At 46.3% G+C, this 17365-nt stretch carries 17 protein-coding genes; 10 read left to right on the top strand and 7 right to left on the bottom strand.

Going from position 1 to position 17365, the window contains the following annotated elements; all coding sequences use genetic code 11:
- Positions 1–10: 10 nt before the first annotated feature.
- Both KNQ09_RS10280 and KNQ09_RS10275 read right to left on the bottom strand, forming a co-directional pair.
- The gene (locus tag KNQ09_RS10280) at positions 11–742 is read right to left on the bottom strand and encodes a tryptophan-rich sensory protein (protein WP_214858295.1); all 732 of its coding nucleotides are present in this window, start codon (positions 740–742) and stop codon (positions 11–13) included.
- A gap of 59 nt (positions 743–801) precedes the next feature.
- Positions 802–1647, bottom strand: a complete 846-nt coding sequence (locus KNQ09_RS10275) for a DegV family protein (RefSeq protein ID WP_023469353.1) — start codon at positions 1645–1647, stop codon at positions 802–804.
- A 187-nt stretch (positions 1648–1834) separates the two neighbouring features.
- On the opposite strand from KNQ09_RS10275, the gene KNQ09_RS10270 reads away from it, so the two are divergent.
- The 6 genes from KNQ09_RS10270 (at position 1835) to KNQ09_RS10245 (ending at position 6843) form a co-directional block, all read left to right on the top strand.
- A complete protein-coding gene (locus tag KNQ09_RS10270; RefSeq protein ID WP_064299356.1) occupies positions 1835–2380 on the top strand; it encodes a helix-turn-helix domain-containing protein in 546 nt (181 codons plus the stop codon).
- Positions 2381–2393: 13 nt separating this feature from the next.
- Entirely contained in the window at positions 2394–3488 is a 1095-nt protein-coding gene (locus tag KNQ09_RS10265) for an ABC transporter ATP-binding protein (protein WP_023469351.1), read from the top strand.
- Positions 3485–4294, top strand: a complete 810-nt coding sequence (locus KNQ09_RS10260) for an ABC transporter permease (RefSeq protein WP_029342588.1) — start codon at positions 3485–3487, stop codon at positions 4292–4294. The genes KNQ09_RS10265 and KNQ09_RS10260 overlap by 4 nt, the downstream gene beginning before the upstream one ends.
- Positions 4294–5094 carry an ABC transporter permease gene (locus tag KNQ09_RS10255; RefSeq protein ID WP_029342587.1) on the top strand — a complete coding sequence of 267 codons (801 nt, stop codon included), beginning with the start codon at positions 4294–4296 and terminating at the stop codon, positions 5092–5094. The genes KNQ09_RS10260 and KNQ09_RS10255 overlap by 1 nt, the downstream gene beginning before the upstream one ends.
- Positions 5095–5097: 3 nt before the next feature.
- Entirely contained in the window at positions 5098–6171 is a 1074-nt protein-coding gene (locus KNQ09_RS10250) for an ABC transporter substrate-binding protein (RefSeq protein ID WP_214858294.1), read from the top strand.
- 162 nt (positions 6172–6333) lie between these two features.
- Positions 6334–6843: a hypothetical protein gene (locus KNQ09_RS10245; RefSeq protein ID WP_064299358.1), complete on the top strand. Its 510-nt coding sequence runs from the start codon at positions 6334–6336 to the stop codon at positions 6841–6843.
- Between the two features lie 31 nt (positions 6844–6874).
- On the opposite strand, the gene KNQ09_RS10240 is transcribed toward KNQ09_RS10245, so the two are convergent.
- Entirely contained in the window at positions 6875–7483 is a 609-nt protein-coding gene (locus KNQ09_RS10240) for a YktB family protein (RefSeq protein ID WP_064299359.1), read from the bottom strand.
- Positions 7484–7616: 133 nt separating this feature from the next.
- Between KNQ09_RS10240 and KNQ09_RS17595 the strand changes: the two genes are divergently transcribed.
- Complete coding sequence (locus KNQ09_RS17595) at positions 7617–9314, top strand: GGDEF domain-containing protein (RefSeq protein WP_064299360.1); 1698 nt, start codon at positions 7617–7619, stop codon at positions 9312–9314.
- A 96-nt stretch (positions 9315–9410) separates the two neighbouring features.
- Here the strand turns inward: KNQ09_RS17595 and KNQ09_RS10230 are convergent, their stop codons facing one another.
- The 4 genes from KNQ09_RS10230 to KNQ09_RS10215 all read right to left on the bottom strand — a co-directional run bounded on the left by KNQ09_RS10230 (position 9411) and on the right by KNQ09_RS10215 (position 13613).
- Positions 9411–10061 carry a homing endonuclease associated repeat-containing protein gene (locus KNQ09_RS10230; RefSeq protein WP_047393045.1) on the bottom strand — a complete coding sequence of 217 codons (651 nt, stop codon included), beginning with the start codon at positions 10059–10061 and terminating at the stop codon, positions 9411–9413.
- Positions 10062–10330: 269 nt separating this feature from the next.
- Positions 10331–11980: a peptide ABC transporter substrate-binding protein gene (locus tag KNQ09_RS10225; protein ID WP_064299361.1), complete on the bottom strand. Its 1650-nt coding sequence runs from the start codon at positions 11978–11980 to the stop codon at positions 10331–10333.
- A 330-nt stretch (positions 11981–12310) separates the two neighbouring features.
- Positions 12311–12760: a thioredoxin-dependent thiol peroxidase gene (gene bcp, locus KNQ09_RS10220; RefSeq protein ID WP_149427820.1), complete on the bottom strand. Its 450-nt coding sequence runs from the start codon at positions 12758–12760 to the stop codon at positions 12311–12313.
- 13 nt (positions 12761–12773) lie between these two features.
- Complete coding sequence (locus KNQ09_RS10215) at positions 12774–13613, bottom strand: hypothetical protein (RefSeq protein ID WP_214858293.1); 840 nt, start codon at positions 13611–13613, stop codon at positions 12774–12776.
- A gap of 122 nt (positions 13614–13735) precedes the next feature.
- Between KNQ09_RS10215 and KNQ09_RS10210 the strand changes: the two genes are divergently transcribed.
- The 3 genes from KNQ09_RS10210 (at position 13736) to putP (ending at position 17289) form a co-directional block, all read left to right on the top strand.
- The gene (locus KNQ09_RS10210) at positions 13736–14023 is read left to right on the top strand and encodes a HesB/YadR/YfhF family protein (protein WP_023469340.1); all 288 of its coding nucleotides are present in this window, start codon (positions 13736–13738) and stop codon (positions 14021–14023) included.
- A 130-nt stretch (positions 14024–14153) separates the two neighbouring features.
- Entirely contained in the window at positions 14154–15698 is a 1545-nt protein-coding gene (gene pruA / locus KNQ09_RS10205; RefSeq protein WP_029342578.1) for an L-glutamate gamma-semialdehyde dehydrogenase, read from the top strand.
- A gap of 79 nt (positions 15699–15777) precedes the next feature.
- On the top strand, positions 15778–17289 hold the full coding sequence (gene putP, locus KNQ09_RS10200) for a sodium/proline symporter PutP (RefSeq protein ID WP_064299364.1): 1512 nt from the start codon (positions 15778–15780) through the stop codon (positions 17287–17289).
- The last annotated feature ends 76 nt before the right edge of the window (positions 17290–17365 follow it).

Genomic DNA, 17365 nt, shown 5'->3' with positions numbered 1-17365 from the left:
GAAAGGAACGTCACTTGCTCACGCTGACTTGGCGGCGCATCCGGACGAGAAGGAAGATATAACCGGCTAACAATAAGACGACGCTACCGAGAACCGTCGTATCGACGAGACCGTTATCGGACTCGAAATTGATCGCGATATACGCCCAGACGAAGACGAGCGGATAAATCGGATCACGGTTCGCAAACATGAAGAGAAGAGCGACGACGACTCCGACGACGAGCATGATCATCGTCCAGCCTGCATCTCCAATTCCAAGCCAAGATGTCACACCTTCTGCGTTGATCGTCAGGAAGATGTCAGCGATCGTCGCGACCGAAACCCAGCCGAGATAAAGCGAGAACGGTAGCTTGAAGCGTAATCCTTTCGTCTCACGATCAATTTTTGAGTAGATGACGATCAATGACAGCAAAAGACCGACGATGACGACGACGGAAACGACGAACAGTTCAAACGTGAAGGAGACGATCCAGCCAGCGTTGAACAGACAGCTGATCAAGAACCACGGTCCGATTTTCTTCGCCAGTTCGTGTTCCTTGAATTTCGGAATCGATTGCAAAATCAACCAGATGAGTAAAATTGTATAAATCAATCCCCAAATCGAAAACGCATACCCAGCCGGTTTGAACAATGTGATGATCGAATCGGAAATTCGTCCTGTCTTTCCACCATCGAGGGCGTTCACGGCAATCGTGAAGATGAAGCCGACCCAGTTGAGCCAAATCCATTTATTATTTTTCAAACAAAAAACCTCCTTTATTCTCTAAAGAAGGTTTACCCAAAAATCATTTTCATTAGTCATCACGGTCGGCGTGTCGGGTTCAAAAAGGACATACCGATTGCTGGATTCCCTGTATGCGAACCGAGAACCGGTGTTAAGTCATCGATGCGGACACGCACATCGTATTGCGATTCCAGTCGTTGTTTCCACTCGAGTGCAAGGTCATACGCTGTCGCGTGGAATAGTGAAATATCCGTGACCTGCCCCCGTTCAATGATTGCGACAAGATGATCAAAAATCTTTGAATGCGCTTTTTTAAACGTCCGGACGGTTTGGTAAGGCACGATTTTTCCTTCTTCGAAGTGGAACAACGGGCGAAGTTGCAACAAGTTACCGACGAATGCCTTCGTCGAAGAGATGCGTCCACCTGCTTGTAATTGATCGAGGTTCGCGACCGTGAATTCAATGTGATGGTCGAAACGACGCTCGAGAATGATCTGTTCGACGGATTCGATCGAGTGTCCCGCCTCGACGAGTTCAATCGCTTCTGCTAGAAGTTGACCAGCCGGATAAATCCCACAACGGGAATCAATCGCAATCAGACGAAAGCCAGCAATCTCTGCCCCTTGAACGGAAGCGTTGTACGTTCCGCTCAGTTCACTCGATAAGTGAACAGCGAAGCCGACGTCGTAATCCTCTTTCAACCGTTCATAATGCTCGGTGAAGCTCCCGATCGAAGGTTGGCTCGTCGTTACCTTGTGTTTTGAGTCAATCCAGCTATAGACGGTCTCCGCATCAACGTCGACACCATCGACGAAACTTTCGCCATCCTTCATGACAAGTAAAGGGACGACCGAAAGATCATCGCGCTGAGCGATCGTATCCGGTAAAATCGTTGTACTATCAGTGATCCAAGCGATCCGCATAACAAGTTCCTCCTTAAATTAGTACCTGATATTAATTGTAGGTGTAAGCGTTCTCGCTGTCAAATGAACATTAAAAAATATTGAACGTTTTAGTTGATTAAATAATGAAATACGCTATAATCGGTACGTGATTAGTAAACTTTTAGTCATCTTATACTAAACTAAGCCGCTGAGAGGAGGACGTCGATTGTACTCAATCGGACAAAAAATCAAGAACCTCCGTCTTCAAAAGGGATTGACGCAAGAGGAACTAGGGGAAAGAACAGACCTGAGTAAAGGGTACATCTCGCAACTCGAACGGGAACTCAGTTCACCGTCGATCGAGACGCTGTTTCATCTCCTCGAAGTTCTCGGCATCTCACCGAAGGATTTCTTTGATGAGGATACACTCAATCAAAAAGTCATCTACGGGGAAGAGGATGTCACGACGTATGCCGATGAGGAACAAGGATATCATGTCACGTGGCTCATTCCGGAATCGAACGAGAAAGAGATGGAGCCGGTCCTATTGACACTCGCGCCAGGGGGAGCATTCAAGACGTATGAGCCATCAGGTGCCGAGACGTTCGTCTATGTGCTCGCCGGAAACGTCACGCTGACGCTTGGTCGTCAGTCTTTTGTAGCGAAACAAGGAGAGACACTTTACTATAAGGCTTCAGAAATCCATCAACTACGCAATGAGTCAACACAAGAGACGAAGGTCCTCGTGACCGCGACTGACTCATACTTATAAAGGAGGAACTAGATTGGCAGATACTACGATCATTCAATTCAAGGACGTTACGAAACGATATGACGATCAGACCGTCCTCGACCAAGTCAGCTTTGAAATCGAACGCGGGAAGTTCTATACGTTACTCGGACCATCGGGTTGTGGGAAAACGACGATCTTACGACTGATTGCCGGCTTTTCGGAAGCGACAGAAGGGGACATCATCTTCAACGGAAAACGGATCAACGATGTACCGGCGAACAAACGTCAAGTCAATACTGTTTTCCAAGACTATGCACTCTTCCCGCACTTGAACGTCTTCGAAAATATCGCCTTCGGTCTTCGCATCAAGAAGGTGAAAGAAGCAGAAATCGCAAAACGTGTGACGGATGCGTTGAAGTTCGTCAACTTGTCCGGTTATGAAAAACGAGAAATCACCGAGATGTCAGGTGGACAGCGGCAACGTGTCGCGATTGCCCGGGCAATCGTCAATGAGCCGGAAGTCATCTTGCTCGATGAGCCACTGTCAGCGCTCGACTTGAAATTGCGAACAGAGATGCAGTATGAGCTCCGCGATTTGCAACGTCGTCTTGGCATCACGTTCATCTTCGTCACGCACGACCAAGAAGAGGCACTGGCAATGTCAGATGAAATCTTCGTCCTCAATCACGGTGTCATTCAACAATCGGGCACACCGACGGATATCTATGATGAACCGATCAACCGCTTCGTCGCGGACTTCATCGGTGAGTCGAACATCATTCCAGGGCGCATGGTGGAAGACTATCGGGTCTGGTTCGCCGAGAAGGAATTCGAATGTGTCGACCGTGGTCTTGAATTGAACGAACCGGTCGAGATCGTCATCCGTCCGGAGGATCTTGAAATCACGAACGTGACACAAGGGAAACTGCAAGTCACCGTCGATTCGCAACTCTTCCGTGGCGTGCACTACGAAATCGCTTGTATGGATGAAGTCGGTAACGAATGGCTCGTCCACAGTACGAAAAAGGCGACGGTTGGTGAGCAGATCGGACTGACATTTGATCCGGAAGCGATTCACGTCATGCGACTGAACGAGACGGAAGAAGAATTCGATAAACGTCTGGAATCCTACGACGGGGTGTTATGATGCAAAAATCACGTAATTGGTATCTCATCCCGTATCTATTCTGGATTGCCTTGTTCGTCATCGCACCGATCGTACTCGTCGTCTACTATTCATTCCTTGATTTGGACGGCAACTTCTCATTTGAGAACTACCAGAACTTCTTTACGTCGACCTATTTGACGATGACACTCAGCTCGTTCTGGTATGCCTTTTTGATTACGGTGTTTTCGCTCTTGATCGGTTATCCGACCGCTTACTTGTTGACGAAAACGAAGCATAAACAGCTGTGGTTACTTTTGATCATCTTACCGACGTGGATCAACTTGTTGTTGAAAGCTTATGCCTTCATCGGGTTGTTCAGTACGTATGGTCTTGCGAACCAAACGCTTGAAGCGATTGGGATTGGACGACAACAGATTCTCTTTACCGATTTCAGTTTCGTCTTCGTCTCGGTGTACATCTTCATTCCGTTCATGATCCTGCCGATCTTCAACGCGATTGAAAAACTGAGCCCGTCACTCGTCTTCGCTGCACGTGATCTTGGGGCGTCGAACTTCACGACGTTCCGGCGTGTCGTCTTCCCGTTGACGCTCGATGGTGTGAAGTCAGGCTGTCAGCTCGTCTTCATTCCGGCATTATCGCTGTTCATGATTACGCGTCTGATTGCCGGAAACCGCGTCATCACGCTCGGTACAGCGATTGAACAGCAGTTTCTCGTGACACAAAACTGGGGCATGGGAGCGACGATCGCCGTCTTCCTCATCATCGCAATGGCGATCATCCTTGCCTTGACGAGTACGAAACGGAAGAAAGGAGCGACGACTTGATGAAACGTCTGAAACTAGCAAATCTTTATCTGATCGGAGTCTTCATCATTTTGTATGCTCCGATATTCTACTTGGCATTCTATTCGTTCAACAGCGCTGACAATATGACGAACTTCGATTCGTTCACGTGGGATTGGTACAAGGAAGTCTTCCAAGATTCACGCTTGTTAATCATCGTCTTGAACACACTCGTCATTGCCTTGTTGTCAGCTGCGATCTCGACGATCCTTGGCGTATTCGGAGCGATCGGGATTCAAGCCGTCCGTAAGAAACGTGTCGAGACGTCGTTGTTAACGCTAAATAGCATCTTGATCGTCAGTCCGGATGTCATCATCGGGGCATCATTCTTGATTTTCTTCACGCTACTTGGCATCCAGCTCGGCTTTACGTCGGTCTTACTGTCCCACATCGCATTTTCGGTACCGATCGTCGTCATTCTCGTCTTACCGAAGTTGCAGGAGATGAGTCCAACGCTTGTCGATGCAGCGCGTGACTTAGGCGCAAGCCGTTGGGATGTTTTGACGAAAGTCATCTTGCCGTACATTACACCAGGTATCTTTGCTGGATTCTTCACGGCATTGACGTACTCATTGGATGATTTTGCGGTGACGTTCTTCGTGACAGGAAATGGCTTCACAACGTTGTCCGTTGAGATTTACTCACTCGCCCGTCAAGGGATTTCGATGAAGATCAACGCCCTGTCGACTGTCATCTTCTTGTTTACGTTCCTGCTCGTCATCGGCTACTACTTCTTGAACCAACGAGCTGCTACGAAGCTTTCGCGACCGGAGGTGAAATGACCGTTGAAAAAATTGATTCAATTGTTCACCGCGATTTTCTTGATTTCAGGTGTCATCCTGTTCACCTTGAATCAGTTAAATGAGACACAAGGGTATTCAGGGAAAAATGTTCTGAACATCTACAACTGGGGCGATTACATCGACCCTGCACTGATCAAACAGTTTGAAAAAGAGAGCGGTATCAAGGTCGTCTATCAAACGTTCGATTCGAACGAAGCGATGCTGACGAAAATCGAGCAGGGAGGAACGACATACGATATCGCCGTTCCGTCCGACTATGCGATTGCGAAGATGATCGATGAGAAGCTCGTCGTTCCGATTGATCATCAAAAAATTCCGAATCTCAAGAACATCGATTCACGCTTTTTAGATTTATCATTCGATCCGAACAATAAGTACTCGATTCCGTATTTCTGGGGAACGGTCGGTATCGTCTACAATAAAGACTTAATTGGTGGGAAGAAACCGACGAGCTGGAAGGATCTCTGGGATCCGAAGCTAAAGAATCAGATTCTACTCGCTGACGGTGCCCGTGAAGTCATGGGGATGAGCTTGAATAGTCTCGGTTATTCGCTGAACGAAACGGATGAGTCGAAACTACAGGAAGCAAAAGCGAACTTGATGCGCCTGACACCAAACGTCAAGGCAATCGTCGGGGACGAGATCAAGTTATTGCTTGCGAACGAAGAAGCAGGGCTCGGTGTCGTCTGGTCGGGTGATGCAAACGAGATCATGAGTGAAAACGAAAATCTCGACTACGTCATTCCAAAAGAAGGATCAAACGTCTGGTTCGATAATATCGTCATTCCAAAGACGGCTAAAAACGTCGAGGGGGCACACGAGTTCATCAACTTCATGCTGCGTCCTGATATTTCAGCGAAAAATGCGGACTACGTCGGCTATTCGACACCAAACAAAGAAGGCTTGAAATTGCTCGACAAATCGGTTCGGACCGATGAGCGATTCTATCCTGATAAACAAGTTACCGATACACTTGAAGTCTATGAGAACCTCGGAAAAAAGATGCTCGCGCATTACAATGAGTTGTTCTTAGAGTTTAAGATGCATAAGAAATGAGGAAGAACCTAGTGTCAGGCGACACTAGGTTCTTTTTTTATTTCTCATCAAAAAAATAAATATAAGTTCCCAGAAAAAAACTATAAAAACTGAATAATTTTTTGAAATAGGGGAATGAGTTTATTATCAACGCCATTTATAGGCGCAGAGGAGGATATCATCATGAAACAAGTCTTAGGAATCATCTTAACTGCCGCACTCACTGTCAGCATCGTGTCAGGCACTTCATATAACCAACCGGTCGAAGCAACAAAACAGACAGACGTCAAATGGCTGCAAGAAATTCAAACACAAGCGAAACAAGCACGTTCACTCGATGGAAAAGTTGTTCTTGAAAAAACAACACTTGCCCAAGTACATAAAGCCTATAAGGGGGAAAAGAACTCGAATTGGTGTCAAAGCGGAAATGGTCTTGCCTCAGCGGATCGCGCTCTTCATTACTGCTCCACGTATGGGGTGAAGGACACAAAAGCAAAAGTTAGTGCAATCGTCTATGATCCGAAGCAGGTCAAGCGGACTGTGACGGTCAAGGAAGTCAAAAAAGCGTATCCGACAGCGAAACTCGATAAAACATTCAACGTCATGACTGTTTCCTCAAAACAGGTCAACATTTATCTAAATTTGAATTCCGACCGTACACAAGTCATGTCAATTCTAGTAAAATATAACTAATGAAAAAGGATGACCGATTCGGCCATCCTTTTTATTTAATCGTTTTATAGAGTGGTACGAGATGCGAATAGGTATTTCGAATCATATCGAGTAATTCTTCGCGTGACAGGTGATGCACTTGTTCTGCCGGAATATGACGACCAACAAGGAATTCTGCCTTTTTGACGTCGTGGAAACGTTGTAATCCTTTTTCGATATCCGTCTCATGAACGGAGACGGCGTCTTTTTTCATATGATCGTATGAGACGACGAAATCATCCGGAAGGGATGTCAGCAGTTCTGTATGCTGTAACAGTTTCGATGCGTATTGTTGTTTATTCGGTAACTCGTAGATATAGGCAAGCCAAATGAACAGATGATCATCAAACAGACCGACTTGGAAATGCGGATGTTTTTTGTATCCACGTTTATCGGGTGAGAATGCCATCCATGTATCCTTCGGAGGGTTGACCTTCCGACGTGCATGTTGCGCGATGTGAACATGGACATCTTCTGCTGTTGCGACCGTTAAGTCAGGTGCGACTTCCTGACCAATGTCTCGAAAGACCGGCTGGATGCGTTCGCGAATCGCTTCCATCCGTGGTTCTAGTCCATCGATCTGAAATGTATCAAATGCGTGTTGCGTGAATGTATTTGTCATAAAAAAATCACCTCGCGTCAATTGTATCAAAGGAGACCATCGAAGTTCGACTTTTTGCTCGAAAAGTAGAATAATGGGCATATCGATTTCCAGTAATATACAACTACATAACTTAAAGGAAGGGGAATGTTTTGTGCGTCGTTTTCAACAATATCTCCTTCGAAGCTGGGTCGTTTTTTTCGTAATCGTCATAGGCATCGATCTTTTTGCGAAGTCGAGAGATTATAGTCTCAGCGTCGATTTGTTTACGTTCTTATTGATTGCCGCCTTATCGACGATTTTCGTCGTCGATCCTGTCCGTCGTCGTCATATGAGTTTTACTTTCCATTTTGGATTCGTCCTCTTTACATTCTTGACGTATGGATTATTATCAGCGATTTGTGTCGGGCAATTGACGATGCTCATCTATCAGTTGCGAACGATTCATACACCAATCGGACGTCGGCGGATGTTACATAACTATCCCTTCAACGTCGCACTCGAATTGTTTTTAATCGTTCCAGCAGGTCTTGCCTATAATGCACTCGGCGGAACACATGGCGAAGCATTCGTGCTGACAGAAAACATCGTACCGTTACTGGCGATGGTTGCGATTCTCTGGATCGTCCTCTTATTGCAATACCAGTTATCCCGATTTCTTCTTGGAGAAAACATTCCAAGTGACGTCATGTTCCAACTGCTACGTTTCGAAGCGGTCGTCATCACAGCAGAATTGTTATACGGAATCTTCAGCACACTCGTCGTTCAAGGGAACGGGAATAGCGGACTCGTCATGGCGGCGTTTGCCTTATTCATCATCAAGCGTGCACTGGGAAGTTCCGTTGAAGCAACAGACCGGATCGAACATTGGGAGCAGATCGAGCGATTGAAAGAGGCGGCTTGGAAAGACGGTGATGCCCAGTTCATCATCGAGCGGTATTTACGACAGCTCAATCAATTCGTCAAACCGGATATCGCTTGGATTAAGTTTGATTTCAAAGAAGGAAAGCAAAGCGTGTACTATTCGTTGAAGGACGGACGAAAGTTAAAAGCCGATCATGTCGAAGGACGAATCATTGAAGACATCATCGAAAAAGAAGAAGTCCTTCTTTACGGGATGCAACAGGAGTGGGATATTCGTCTTTACGATAGCTTGCCGGAAGAGACACAGTCGGTCCTCTTCATTCAACCGGAAGCGACGGAGACGATCAACTGCTCGTTGCTCCTTGCCTCGAACGCAAGTGGTGAATTCACGCAGGATTTTGGATATGAGCTATACCGTGCCCTTCGTGTCCTGTCGTGGGCAGTGGAACGGGCACACGAGCGAGAACGCTTGTTGACCGATAGCAGGACGGATGCGATGACGAAATTACCGAACTATCGTGCCCTTCAAGAGTGGGGCGATCGTCGTATTAAACAACGCGACCTTTATCCGTTCTCAGCCTTAATGATCGACTTAGATCACTTCAAACAAATCAATGATACGTATGGTCATGAAGTTGGAGACGTCGTCTTATTTGAAGTGGCGAAGTTATTGATGCAAGCAACACGCATCACGGATCTTGTCGCGCGTTACGGAGGAGAGGAGTTCGTCATCTTACTACCGAATACGGATCTTGATTCAGCCCAAATCGTCGCAGAACGAATCCGCGAGACGTTGCATGCGAATCCGATCTTAGTCGAAGGGCATACGCTCCGGATCACGGCTAGCATCGGCATCGATACATTAAAGGAACTTGGTGATCTCGCGAGTTTGATTCGAAATGCCGACCGTGCGATGTACGTCGGAGCGAAGTTCCAAGGGCGCGACCGTGTCGCATCGTATCAGGAGTGGAAAGAGAAGGTCATTTAAATCAAGTAGAAGAAGGTAGCAGAGACGCTATCTTCTTTTTTGATGTAAAAAATCCTCCCAGTTCGGATGAACGAGAAGGATCGAAAAAGAATAAGTTCATTGTGCTTGTTGTTTGCTGAGACGAATCTCGTTTTCAATCGCATGAATCGCGGCTGACCAAGAACCATAGCGATGAAGTAAGGCTTTCGTCGATGGTTTGTTGTTTCGTTTCGCCCATTCCCGGTACGCTTCAAAAGAGAGGGCAAAGCCGACTTCCTCGATGGCTTGACGCAGAGAAGCAGCAAGTTCAGCTTTCGAATAAGTGACGCTTGCTTCAAGTCCTGCAGCGGTACACGCATCGTGCCACGAACCGAACATCTTGACGATGTGATAGTGACTCGGTGCATGATGGACAGATTTACGCCACATTTGATATTTCTTAAGTGTGATCGTAGAGCCGACGTCTTGTGCGTACCGTTCGAATGACTTTAAGATTTCGTCTTTCGTATATTTCGGTGCCCGCTCAAGCTCCTCTGGCTGTTGATCGACATTCCACTCGTATCCAGCGGCAGACAAGGCTTCTGGCCACGAACCAAATTGACGGATGATGTTTTCTGGCTGAGGCCAGTCATTAACTAAAGCATAACGGCGATAGACAGTACGGCGTGGACGGTCCTGGATGAGTTCACCGACCGCACGGATGGCTTCAATCATCTCAAGCTGCTCTTCTGTATAACTCTGTTGACTCGTAAGTACACGTTGCTTCATGAGTGAGTCCTCCTTCCTAGTTCGATGTAGTATTGAGGCAAAAGTCCTCTGTATTAGATATATCGGTACATTTCCATTAATTATGAATAATTCCCGCAAAATATTGTAAATAAAGTGAATCGGATTCTTTGCTTAGTATAAATGGAAGTCATGGAAATGAAAACAGAATGACACGAAATTTTAATTCTATTCAGAAAAATAGGACAAACGGCTCATATGGAAAAAAAGACCAGACACGCTCGTCAGCGAATCTGGTCTTGAGGTATGACTTATTTTCCTTCGATGTAAGCCCATTTGTACGAAGTATCGGCACCGACTTTGTGGTTAACGATTCCTTTGACGTACGGTTTACGAAGAAGCGAAACACCTTTTTGGTACATAACTGAGATCGCTTGATCCTCTTCAAGGAGTGTTTTTTCAGCATCCTTGAGAGCCTGCCAACGTTTCTCAGCATCTACTTCTTTTTGAGCTGACTTGATGAGTGAATCATATTTATCGCTTGAGTACTTACCACGGTTGTATGGTCCACCAGTTACCCACATATCGAGGAATGTCATCGGATCCTGGTAGTCAGGTCCCCATCCTGCGAACGATAGCTCGAACTCACCTTTAGACTCGAGATCCAACTTGTTCTTGAATGGTTGTTGTTTGATTGTAACTTCAAGACCTGGAAGGTTTTTCTCCCACTCGCCTTTGAGGTACTCCGAGATTTTTTTCGAGTTGTCATCATCATATGAAAGAAGTTCGAGTTTGAGAGACTTCTTGCCGACGGCTTTCAGTCCTTTTTCGAATGATGCTTTTGCAGATGATGCGTCATATGAACCGAAACCTTCGTTGCCATCACGGAAATCTTTACCGTCTGGACCTTTCGCGAAGTCTTTTGGTACGTAGTAGTAAGCAGGGATTGAACCGTTGTTCAAGAGAACATCAGCCATCTGCTTCTTGTCGTATCCTGAATCGATCGCTTTACGGATATCCTTGTTCTTCAAGAGATCATTCTTGAAGTTCATTTGGATATAGTACATTGCTGCATCAAGACGTGTATCAAAGTCTTCTTTGTCTTTGTATTGATCAACAAACTCACTTGTTAAACCAGCTAGATCGATGTCACCTTTTTCGTACAAGTTGACGCCTGTCGAGACTTCCTTAACGATTTTCGTGTTGATTTCTTCAAGTTTGACATTATCTTTATCCCAGTACTGATCGTTTTTCTTATAGCTCCAGCCAACATCCGTCTTCCAATCCGAGAGGACGAATGGTCCGTTGTAAAGGAATGTGTCCGGCTTCGAAGCAAAGTTTTTACCTTGTTTCTCAACGAATTCTTGTTTCAGTGGCATGAATGAACCGAAACCAGTCAACGATTTGAAGTATTCAGCCGGTTGAGTCAACTTGACTTCAAGCGTTTTGTCATCGACCGCTTTGACTGCGACATCGTCTGCTTTTCCTTTACTTGTGTTGTATGCTTCAGCGCCATCGATGATATACATGATATACGCATACTGTGAACCACTCTTCGGATCAAGGACGCGTTTCCATGCGTATTCGAAGTCTTTTGCTGTGACATCGCTGCCATCCGACCATTTCGAATCACGAAGTTTGAACGTGTATGTAAGTCCATCTTCAGAAACATCAACACTTTCTGCGACACCCGGTGTTGCTTCTTGATTCTCGTCTAGACGGAACAGACCTTCTTGAACGTTGTTCAAGACTGTGAAGGATACAGAGTCTGTTGCGACGGTTGGGCTAAGTGCTGGAATATCCGAACCGCTGATGATATTCAAGACTTGTTTGTCTGAAGATTTTTCTCCAGATGTCGAACCGCCTTCTTTTGAACCTTCATCTGTCGTCGAGCATGCTGCAAGACTTGAGCCAGCGATTGTCAGTGCTCCGACGAGTGCAAGTGCCTTTTTCTTTTCCATAAAGTAAATCCCTCCCAAAAGAAATAGATATATCTGGTGAAACGATAAGAACCGATAGGATAGCGATCCGGTGTCCGACTAAAAATAAGAGGGGTCATCGCCTTTTATTCTTAAGCTGTGGAAAGCACCGGATCAACTTGTTATCAATAATAAATACAATATTCAGAAAAATCAATAGAATATTTTCAGACTATTTCAAAATTATTAAATTTATGTGTAATACCAACGTTTTTTTACGAAAAATTATTTTTATGTAAGGATAAAATTAGGATTTTTTAAAATTATTGAATACAAAAAGAACCAGTTGTATGAAACAACTGGTTCATAATCTCATTTCTGCTTTTGGACGTACTGAAGTGCTTCTGCGACGTGATCTTTTACTTTCACACTGCGCCATTCTTTGACGATTTCACCAGATTCATCAATTAAAAACGTTGAACGAACAATTCCAAAATATTCCTTTCCGTAGTTCTTTTTCAGTTGCCAGACACCATATTGCTCACACACTTCGTGATCGACATCTGATAACAATTGGAATGGTAATTCATATTTTGCGATAAAGTTTTGATGCCGTTTCTGACTATCGGCAGAAACACCGAGAATGACGGTGTTGTTCTCTTCGAACGCTTGCGTCGCATCGCGGAAATCACATGCCTCGGTCGTACAGCCAGGCGTTGAATCCTTCGGATAGAAATAGAGTACGACTTTTTTTCCACGATAATCCTCGAGGGAAATCGGTTCTCCTTGTGCATTCGGAAGGGTGAATGTAGGTGCTTGCATGAAAAATTCCTCCTTATCCTAATTCCATGTTTAATTGATCCGCATATTTCTCAAGCTTCTTTTGAAGACTCTCTTTTAATGGATCGAGTGCGATCAAGTACTTCTCATAATCCGTCCCGGCTTTCGCCGTCTTCATGAGGAGTGGCTGTTCTTCTTCATACCAGTCTGCGTAGTCTTGATAGTAATCAACGAGCGTCTCAGGGTTTCCTTCGTTCTTGAGCGCCTCACCATAAATCATCAGAATGTTACTGTTCATCTCGAGCGCCATATAATCGGTTTGCGCATTGACGCGAGAAAAGACGGCATCTTGCTCTTTTTCATCGGTTTTTCCGATCTCATCAGCCGCCTTCGCATTGACACCATACTCATCAGCGTTAAATCCAGTGAACATGTCACCAAGTGTCGAGAAGACGGACGGATCGAATGTCGTCGGTGTCAGGACGATCTTCCACTCGTCGTCTTTCTTCAATAACAGCTTCGATCCTCGGTTCGGGAGAATCGATCCTTTCGCATCCTTGAATTCGTGGATGATATAGGCGACGTCGCCCTTTTGGAACGACTTGACGACCTTACCGGGAACGACATTCAAGTTTTTCGCACCAACGGCAAGCGGTTCAAGTTGTTTTTCGTCACCCGTATATTCAATCGATGCAAGGTCTTTTGCATCTGTTCGTCCGGATTGACCGAGTGTTTTTTCGTATGTTTGATAGACGTCAAGAACGGCTTGTTCAGCCTTCTGTTGTTTCGTTTCCGTCGTCTTCGGGGATTTGGTATCTGTAGAAGACGGGGAATCGTTTCCGCAACCGACGAGTACGAGACTGGTCGCAAGCAGCACTACGAGCGATCGTTTCATTCGAATTCCTCCTAAGATGAATGTTTCATGGTGCTTCCATAGCTAATCTTGTCTCTACCATACAGGAAATTCGCTTTTTTGAGTAGGATATCGGTACACTAAACGAAAGGGGAGTGATAGATATGAAAATTCATATTACAGATGAGGCATTGCAATACTTTAAAGATGAGATGGAAGCAAAATCAGGCGATACGATTCGCTTCTTCGCAAAATATGGTGGCTCAACGGATTTAACACAAGGTTTCTCGGTTGGTGTTCATATGGAAGAAGTCGAACGGGCAGCAGTCGAAGAAGTCGTCGATGGCATTCACTTCGTCGTCTCAGATCAAGATGATTGGTTATTCCAAGGGCAAGACGTCAAAGTTTCAATTGAACACGAAGAGATCGTCTTTTCACAAGCGAAGGAATAATTGATAACGGAGGAGCGACCAAATCGGTCGCTCCTCTATTTTTTTGACTAGAATAATTGTAAGCGGACTCATGCTTCTGTACAATGGAGAATGTAAGCGATTTAAAGTAGAGATTAAAGGGGGAATAGAGATGATTCCGTACAAACACGAACCATTCACGGACTTCTCACAAGAAGCAAACAAGAAAGCGTTCGAAGAGGCACTTGCACTCGTCACGCAAGAACTCGGCAAAGATTATCCGCTCGTCATCGGTGGAAAACATGTGACGACGGAAGATAAAATCGTCTCCGTCAATCCGGCTAACAAAGAAGAGATCGTCGGACGTGTCTCAAAAGCGACACAGGAACATGCAGAAGAAGCGATGCAAGCAGCAGTCACAGCTTTCGAAACATGGAAATTCGTCAATCCGTCTGTACGTGCGGACGTCCTATTCAAAGCAGCGAACATCATCCGCAAGCGGAAGCATGAGTTCTCTGCCTACCTCGTCAAAGAAGCAGGGAAGCCTTGGAATGAAGCCGATGCCGATACAGCAGAAGCAATCGACTTCCTCGAGTACTATGCACGTCAGATGCTCGTCTTAAAAGACGGTAAAAAAGTCGAGAGTCGTCCAGGCGAATACAACCGTTACGATTACATTCCACTCGGTGTTGGTGTCATCATCTCACCATGGAACTTCCCACTCGCGATCATGGCTGGAACAGCTGTCGCAGCAATCGTGGCAGGGAACCCGATCCTCTTGAAACCCGCATCGACGACACCGGTCGTCGCGGCGAAATTCGTCGAAGTGATGGAGCAGGCTGGTCTTCCGGCTGGTGTCTTGAACTTCGTACCAGGTTCAGGAGCAGAAGTCGGTGATTATCTCGTCGATCACCCGAAAACACGTTTCATCAGCTTCACGGGATCACGTGATGTTGGTCTTCGTATCAACGAGCGGGCATCGAAACTAAACGAAGGTCAAATCTGGCTCAAACGCGTCATCGCGGAAATGGGCGGAAAAGATACGATGGTCATCGATGAGTCGGCTGACCTCGATTACGCAGCGGACATGATCACGAAAGCGGCATTCGGATTCTCGGGTCAAAAATGTTCAGCTTGTTCACGTGTCGTCGCACTCGACTCTGTCTATGACGAGTTGCTCGAAAAAGTCGTCGCGAACACGAACAAACTGAGCATCGGTAACCCAACAGATGTCTCAAACAATGTCGGACCGGTCATCGATGCAGCAGCGTTCAAGAAAATCACGTCGTACTTCGACGTCGCAAAAGAAGAAGGACGTATCGTCGCAGGTGGTACGGCAGATGATTCAACAGGATTCTTCGTCTCACCGACAGTCGTCGCTGACGTTCAACCAACGGATCGTTTGATGCAAGAAGAGATCTTCGGACCAGTCGTCGCGTTCACGAAAGCGAAAGATTTCAAAGAAGCAATCGACATCGCGAACAACACGGAATACGGATTGACAGGTGCTGTCATCACGCAAGACCGGACGAACCAAGAGTACGCGCGTGCGAACTTCCACGTCGGTAACCTCTACTTCAACCGTGGGTGCACAGGCGCAATCGTTGGCTACCAACCATTCGGTGGATTCAACATGTCTGGAACGGATTCGAAAGCAGGCGGACCGGATTACTTGACTTTACATCTTCAAGCAAAAACAACTTCAGAAATGTTCTGAAATGGTGTTTAATAGATGAAACGGGTGTGCGACCTGCATGCCCGTTTTTCTTATATCACGAAAAAAAGGGGGAGCAAGGATGAACGGAATGTGGTTTGCGATTTTGCTGTATCTCGGACTGATGGTCGCACTAGGCGTCATTGCGTATTATCGGACGAAGAACATGAATGACTACATGCTTGGGGGACGTACGATTGGTCCCGTCGTCACGGCGCTCTCTGCTGGAGCAAGTGACATGAGTGGCTGGCTGTTGATGGGATTACCGGGTGCGATGTATGCAACTGGTCTGTCCAGTGGATGGATCGTCGTTGGTTTATTGCTTGGCGCTTATGCCAACTGGTTACTCGTCGCGCCGCGTCTGCGTGCGTATACGGCACATGCAGGGGATGCGATCACGATTCCCGATTACTTTGAAAAACGATTCCACGATAAAAGTGGCGTCTTGCGTACTGTTTCAGCTGGAGTTATCTTAATATTCTTTATAATGTACGCATCAAGCGGTTTTGTCGCGGGTGGTCGTTTGTTCGAAGCGGTCTTTGGTCTCGAGTACACGACGGGTCTTTGGATTCTAGCGGGCGTCGTCATCGCATACGTCTTCCTCGGTGGTTTCCTTGCCGTCAGTTGGACGGACGTCGTCCAAGGGATGATCATGGTCATCGCGTTGTTGATCGTACCTGCTGTTGCACTGACTTTAAGTGGTGGAATCAACGATACACTCGAGACGATCCGGTCAACGGATGGCTCGAAACTGGAACTCTTCAAAGGAACGACAACGATTGGTATCGTCTCGCTCCTCGCCTGGGGACTCGGGTATTTCGGTCAACCGCATATCATCGTTCGTTTTATGGCGATTCGGAACTTACACGAGATGAAGTCAGCACGTCGCGTCGGAATGATCTGGATGACATTCTCGATCGTTGGTGCGATGGTGACAGGTTTGATTGGTTATGCTTACTTCACGCAACAAAGTGCTGGACTAAAAAATCCAGAGAATGTCTTCATTCAATTATCACGTGATCTCTTCCCAGGATTCATTACGGGACTATTGCTGGCAGCATTACTCGCTGCGATCATGTCGACGATTTCGACGCAACTGCTCGTCTCTTCGAGTGCGGCGACGAATGATTTCTATCATCGATTCTTTAAACGCAGTGCCTCAGACCGCGAACTGATGATCATGGGTCGCGTCATGGTTCTCGTCGTAGCGGTTCTCGCGATTCTCTTATCGTTCGGCGCACAGAAGTCGATCCTGACGCTCGTTGGATATGCGTGGGCTGGTTTTGGTTCAGCGTTCGGACCAGTCGTGCTGTTCAGCTTACTGTGGCGCCGGATGAACAAGACCGGAGCACTCGCTTCGATGATCACAGGATCCGTCGTCGTCATCGCATGGATTCTCATCAATCAGAACGTCGCCGGATTACCATCCTACATTTCAGAAATGTATGAGATGATTCCAGCATTCATCGCTTCGACGATCGCGCTCGTCATCGGTAGTCTCGTGACGAAGGAACCGAGTCAAGCCATCTATGACGAATTTGATCAGGTACAAGCGCAACTAAAAGGTGCAGAACCTGAGCGGAAGATCGTCTAATTAACAAAAAGGGATGTTTCCTGATTACAGGAGACATCCCTTTTTAATTCACTTCATACGTTGTTATTTACCATAA

Source organism: Exiguobacterium sp. s191, assembly GCF_018618955.1.
Lineage (GTDB): Bacteria > Bacillota > Bacilli > Exiguobacteriales > Exiguobacteriaceae > Exiguobacterium_A > Exiguobacterium_A abrahamii.
Note: the sequence above shows the minus strand (reverse complement) of the source record. Positions and strands in the feature narration are given on the sequence as shown.

Excerpts from the sequence above, each read along its gene's own strand:
- KNQ09_RS10275 (WP_023469353.1), bottom strand. The coding sequence starts at position 1,647 with ATGCGGATCGCTTGGATCACTGATAGTACAACGATTTTACCGGATACG.
- KNQ09_RS10260 (WP_029342588.1), top strand. The coding sequence starts at position 3,485 with ATGATGCAAAAATCACGTAATTGGTATCTCATCCCGTATCTATTCTGG.
- KNQ09_RS10255 (WP_029342587.1), top strand. The coding sequence starts at position 4,294 with ATGAAACGTCTGAAACTAGCAAATCTTTATCTGATCGGAGTCTTCATC.
- KNQ09_RS10245 (WP_064299358.1), top strand. The coding sequence starts at position 6,334 with ATGAAACAAGTCTTAGGAATCATCTTAACTGCCGCACTCACTGTCAGC.
- KNQ09_RS10240 (WP_064299359.1), bottom strand. The coding sequence starts at position 7,483 with ATGACAAATACATTCACGCAACACGCATTTGATACATTTCAGATCGAT.
- KNQ09_RS10230 (WP_047393045.1), bottom strand. The coding sequence starts at position 10,061 with ATGAAGCAACGTGTACTTACGAGTCAACAGAGTTATACAGAAGAGCAG.
- KNQ09_RS10225 (WP_064299361.1), bottom strand. The coding sequence starts at position 11,980 with ATGGAAAAGAAAAAGGCACTTGCACTCGTCGGAGCACTGACAATCGCT.
- bcp (WP_149427820.1), bottom strand. The coding sequence starts at position 12,760 with ATGCAAGCACCTACATTCACCCTTCCGAATGCACAAGGAGAACCGATT.
- KNQ09_RS10215 (WP_214858293.1), bottom strand. The coding sequence starts at position 13,613 with ATGAAACGATCGCTCGTAGTGCTGCTTGCGACCAGTCTCGTACTCGTC.
- KNQ09_RS10210 (WP_023469340.1), top strand. The coding sequence starts at position 13,736 with ATGAAAATTCATATTACAGATGAGGCATTGCAATACTTTAAAGATGAG.
- pruA (WP_029342578.1), top strand. The coding sequence starts at position 14,154 with ATGATTCCGTACAAACACGAACCATTCACGGACTTCTCACAAGAAGCA.
- putP (WP_064299364.1), top strand. The coding sequence starts at position 15,778 with ATGAACGGAATGTGGTTTGCGATTTTGCTGTATCTCGGACTGATGGTC.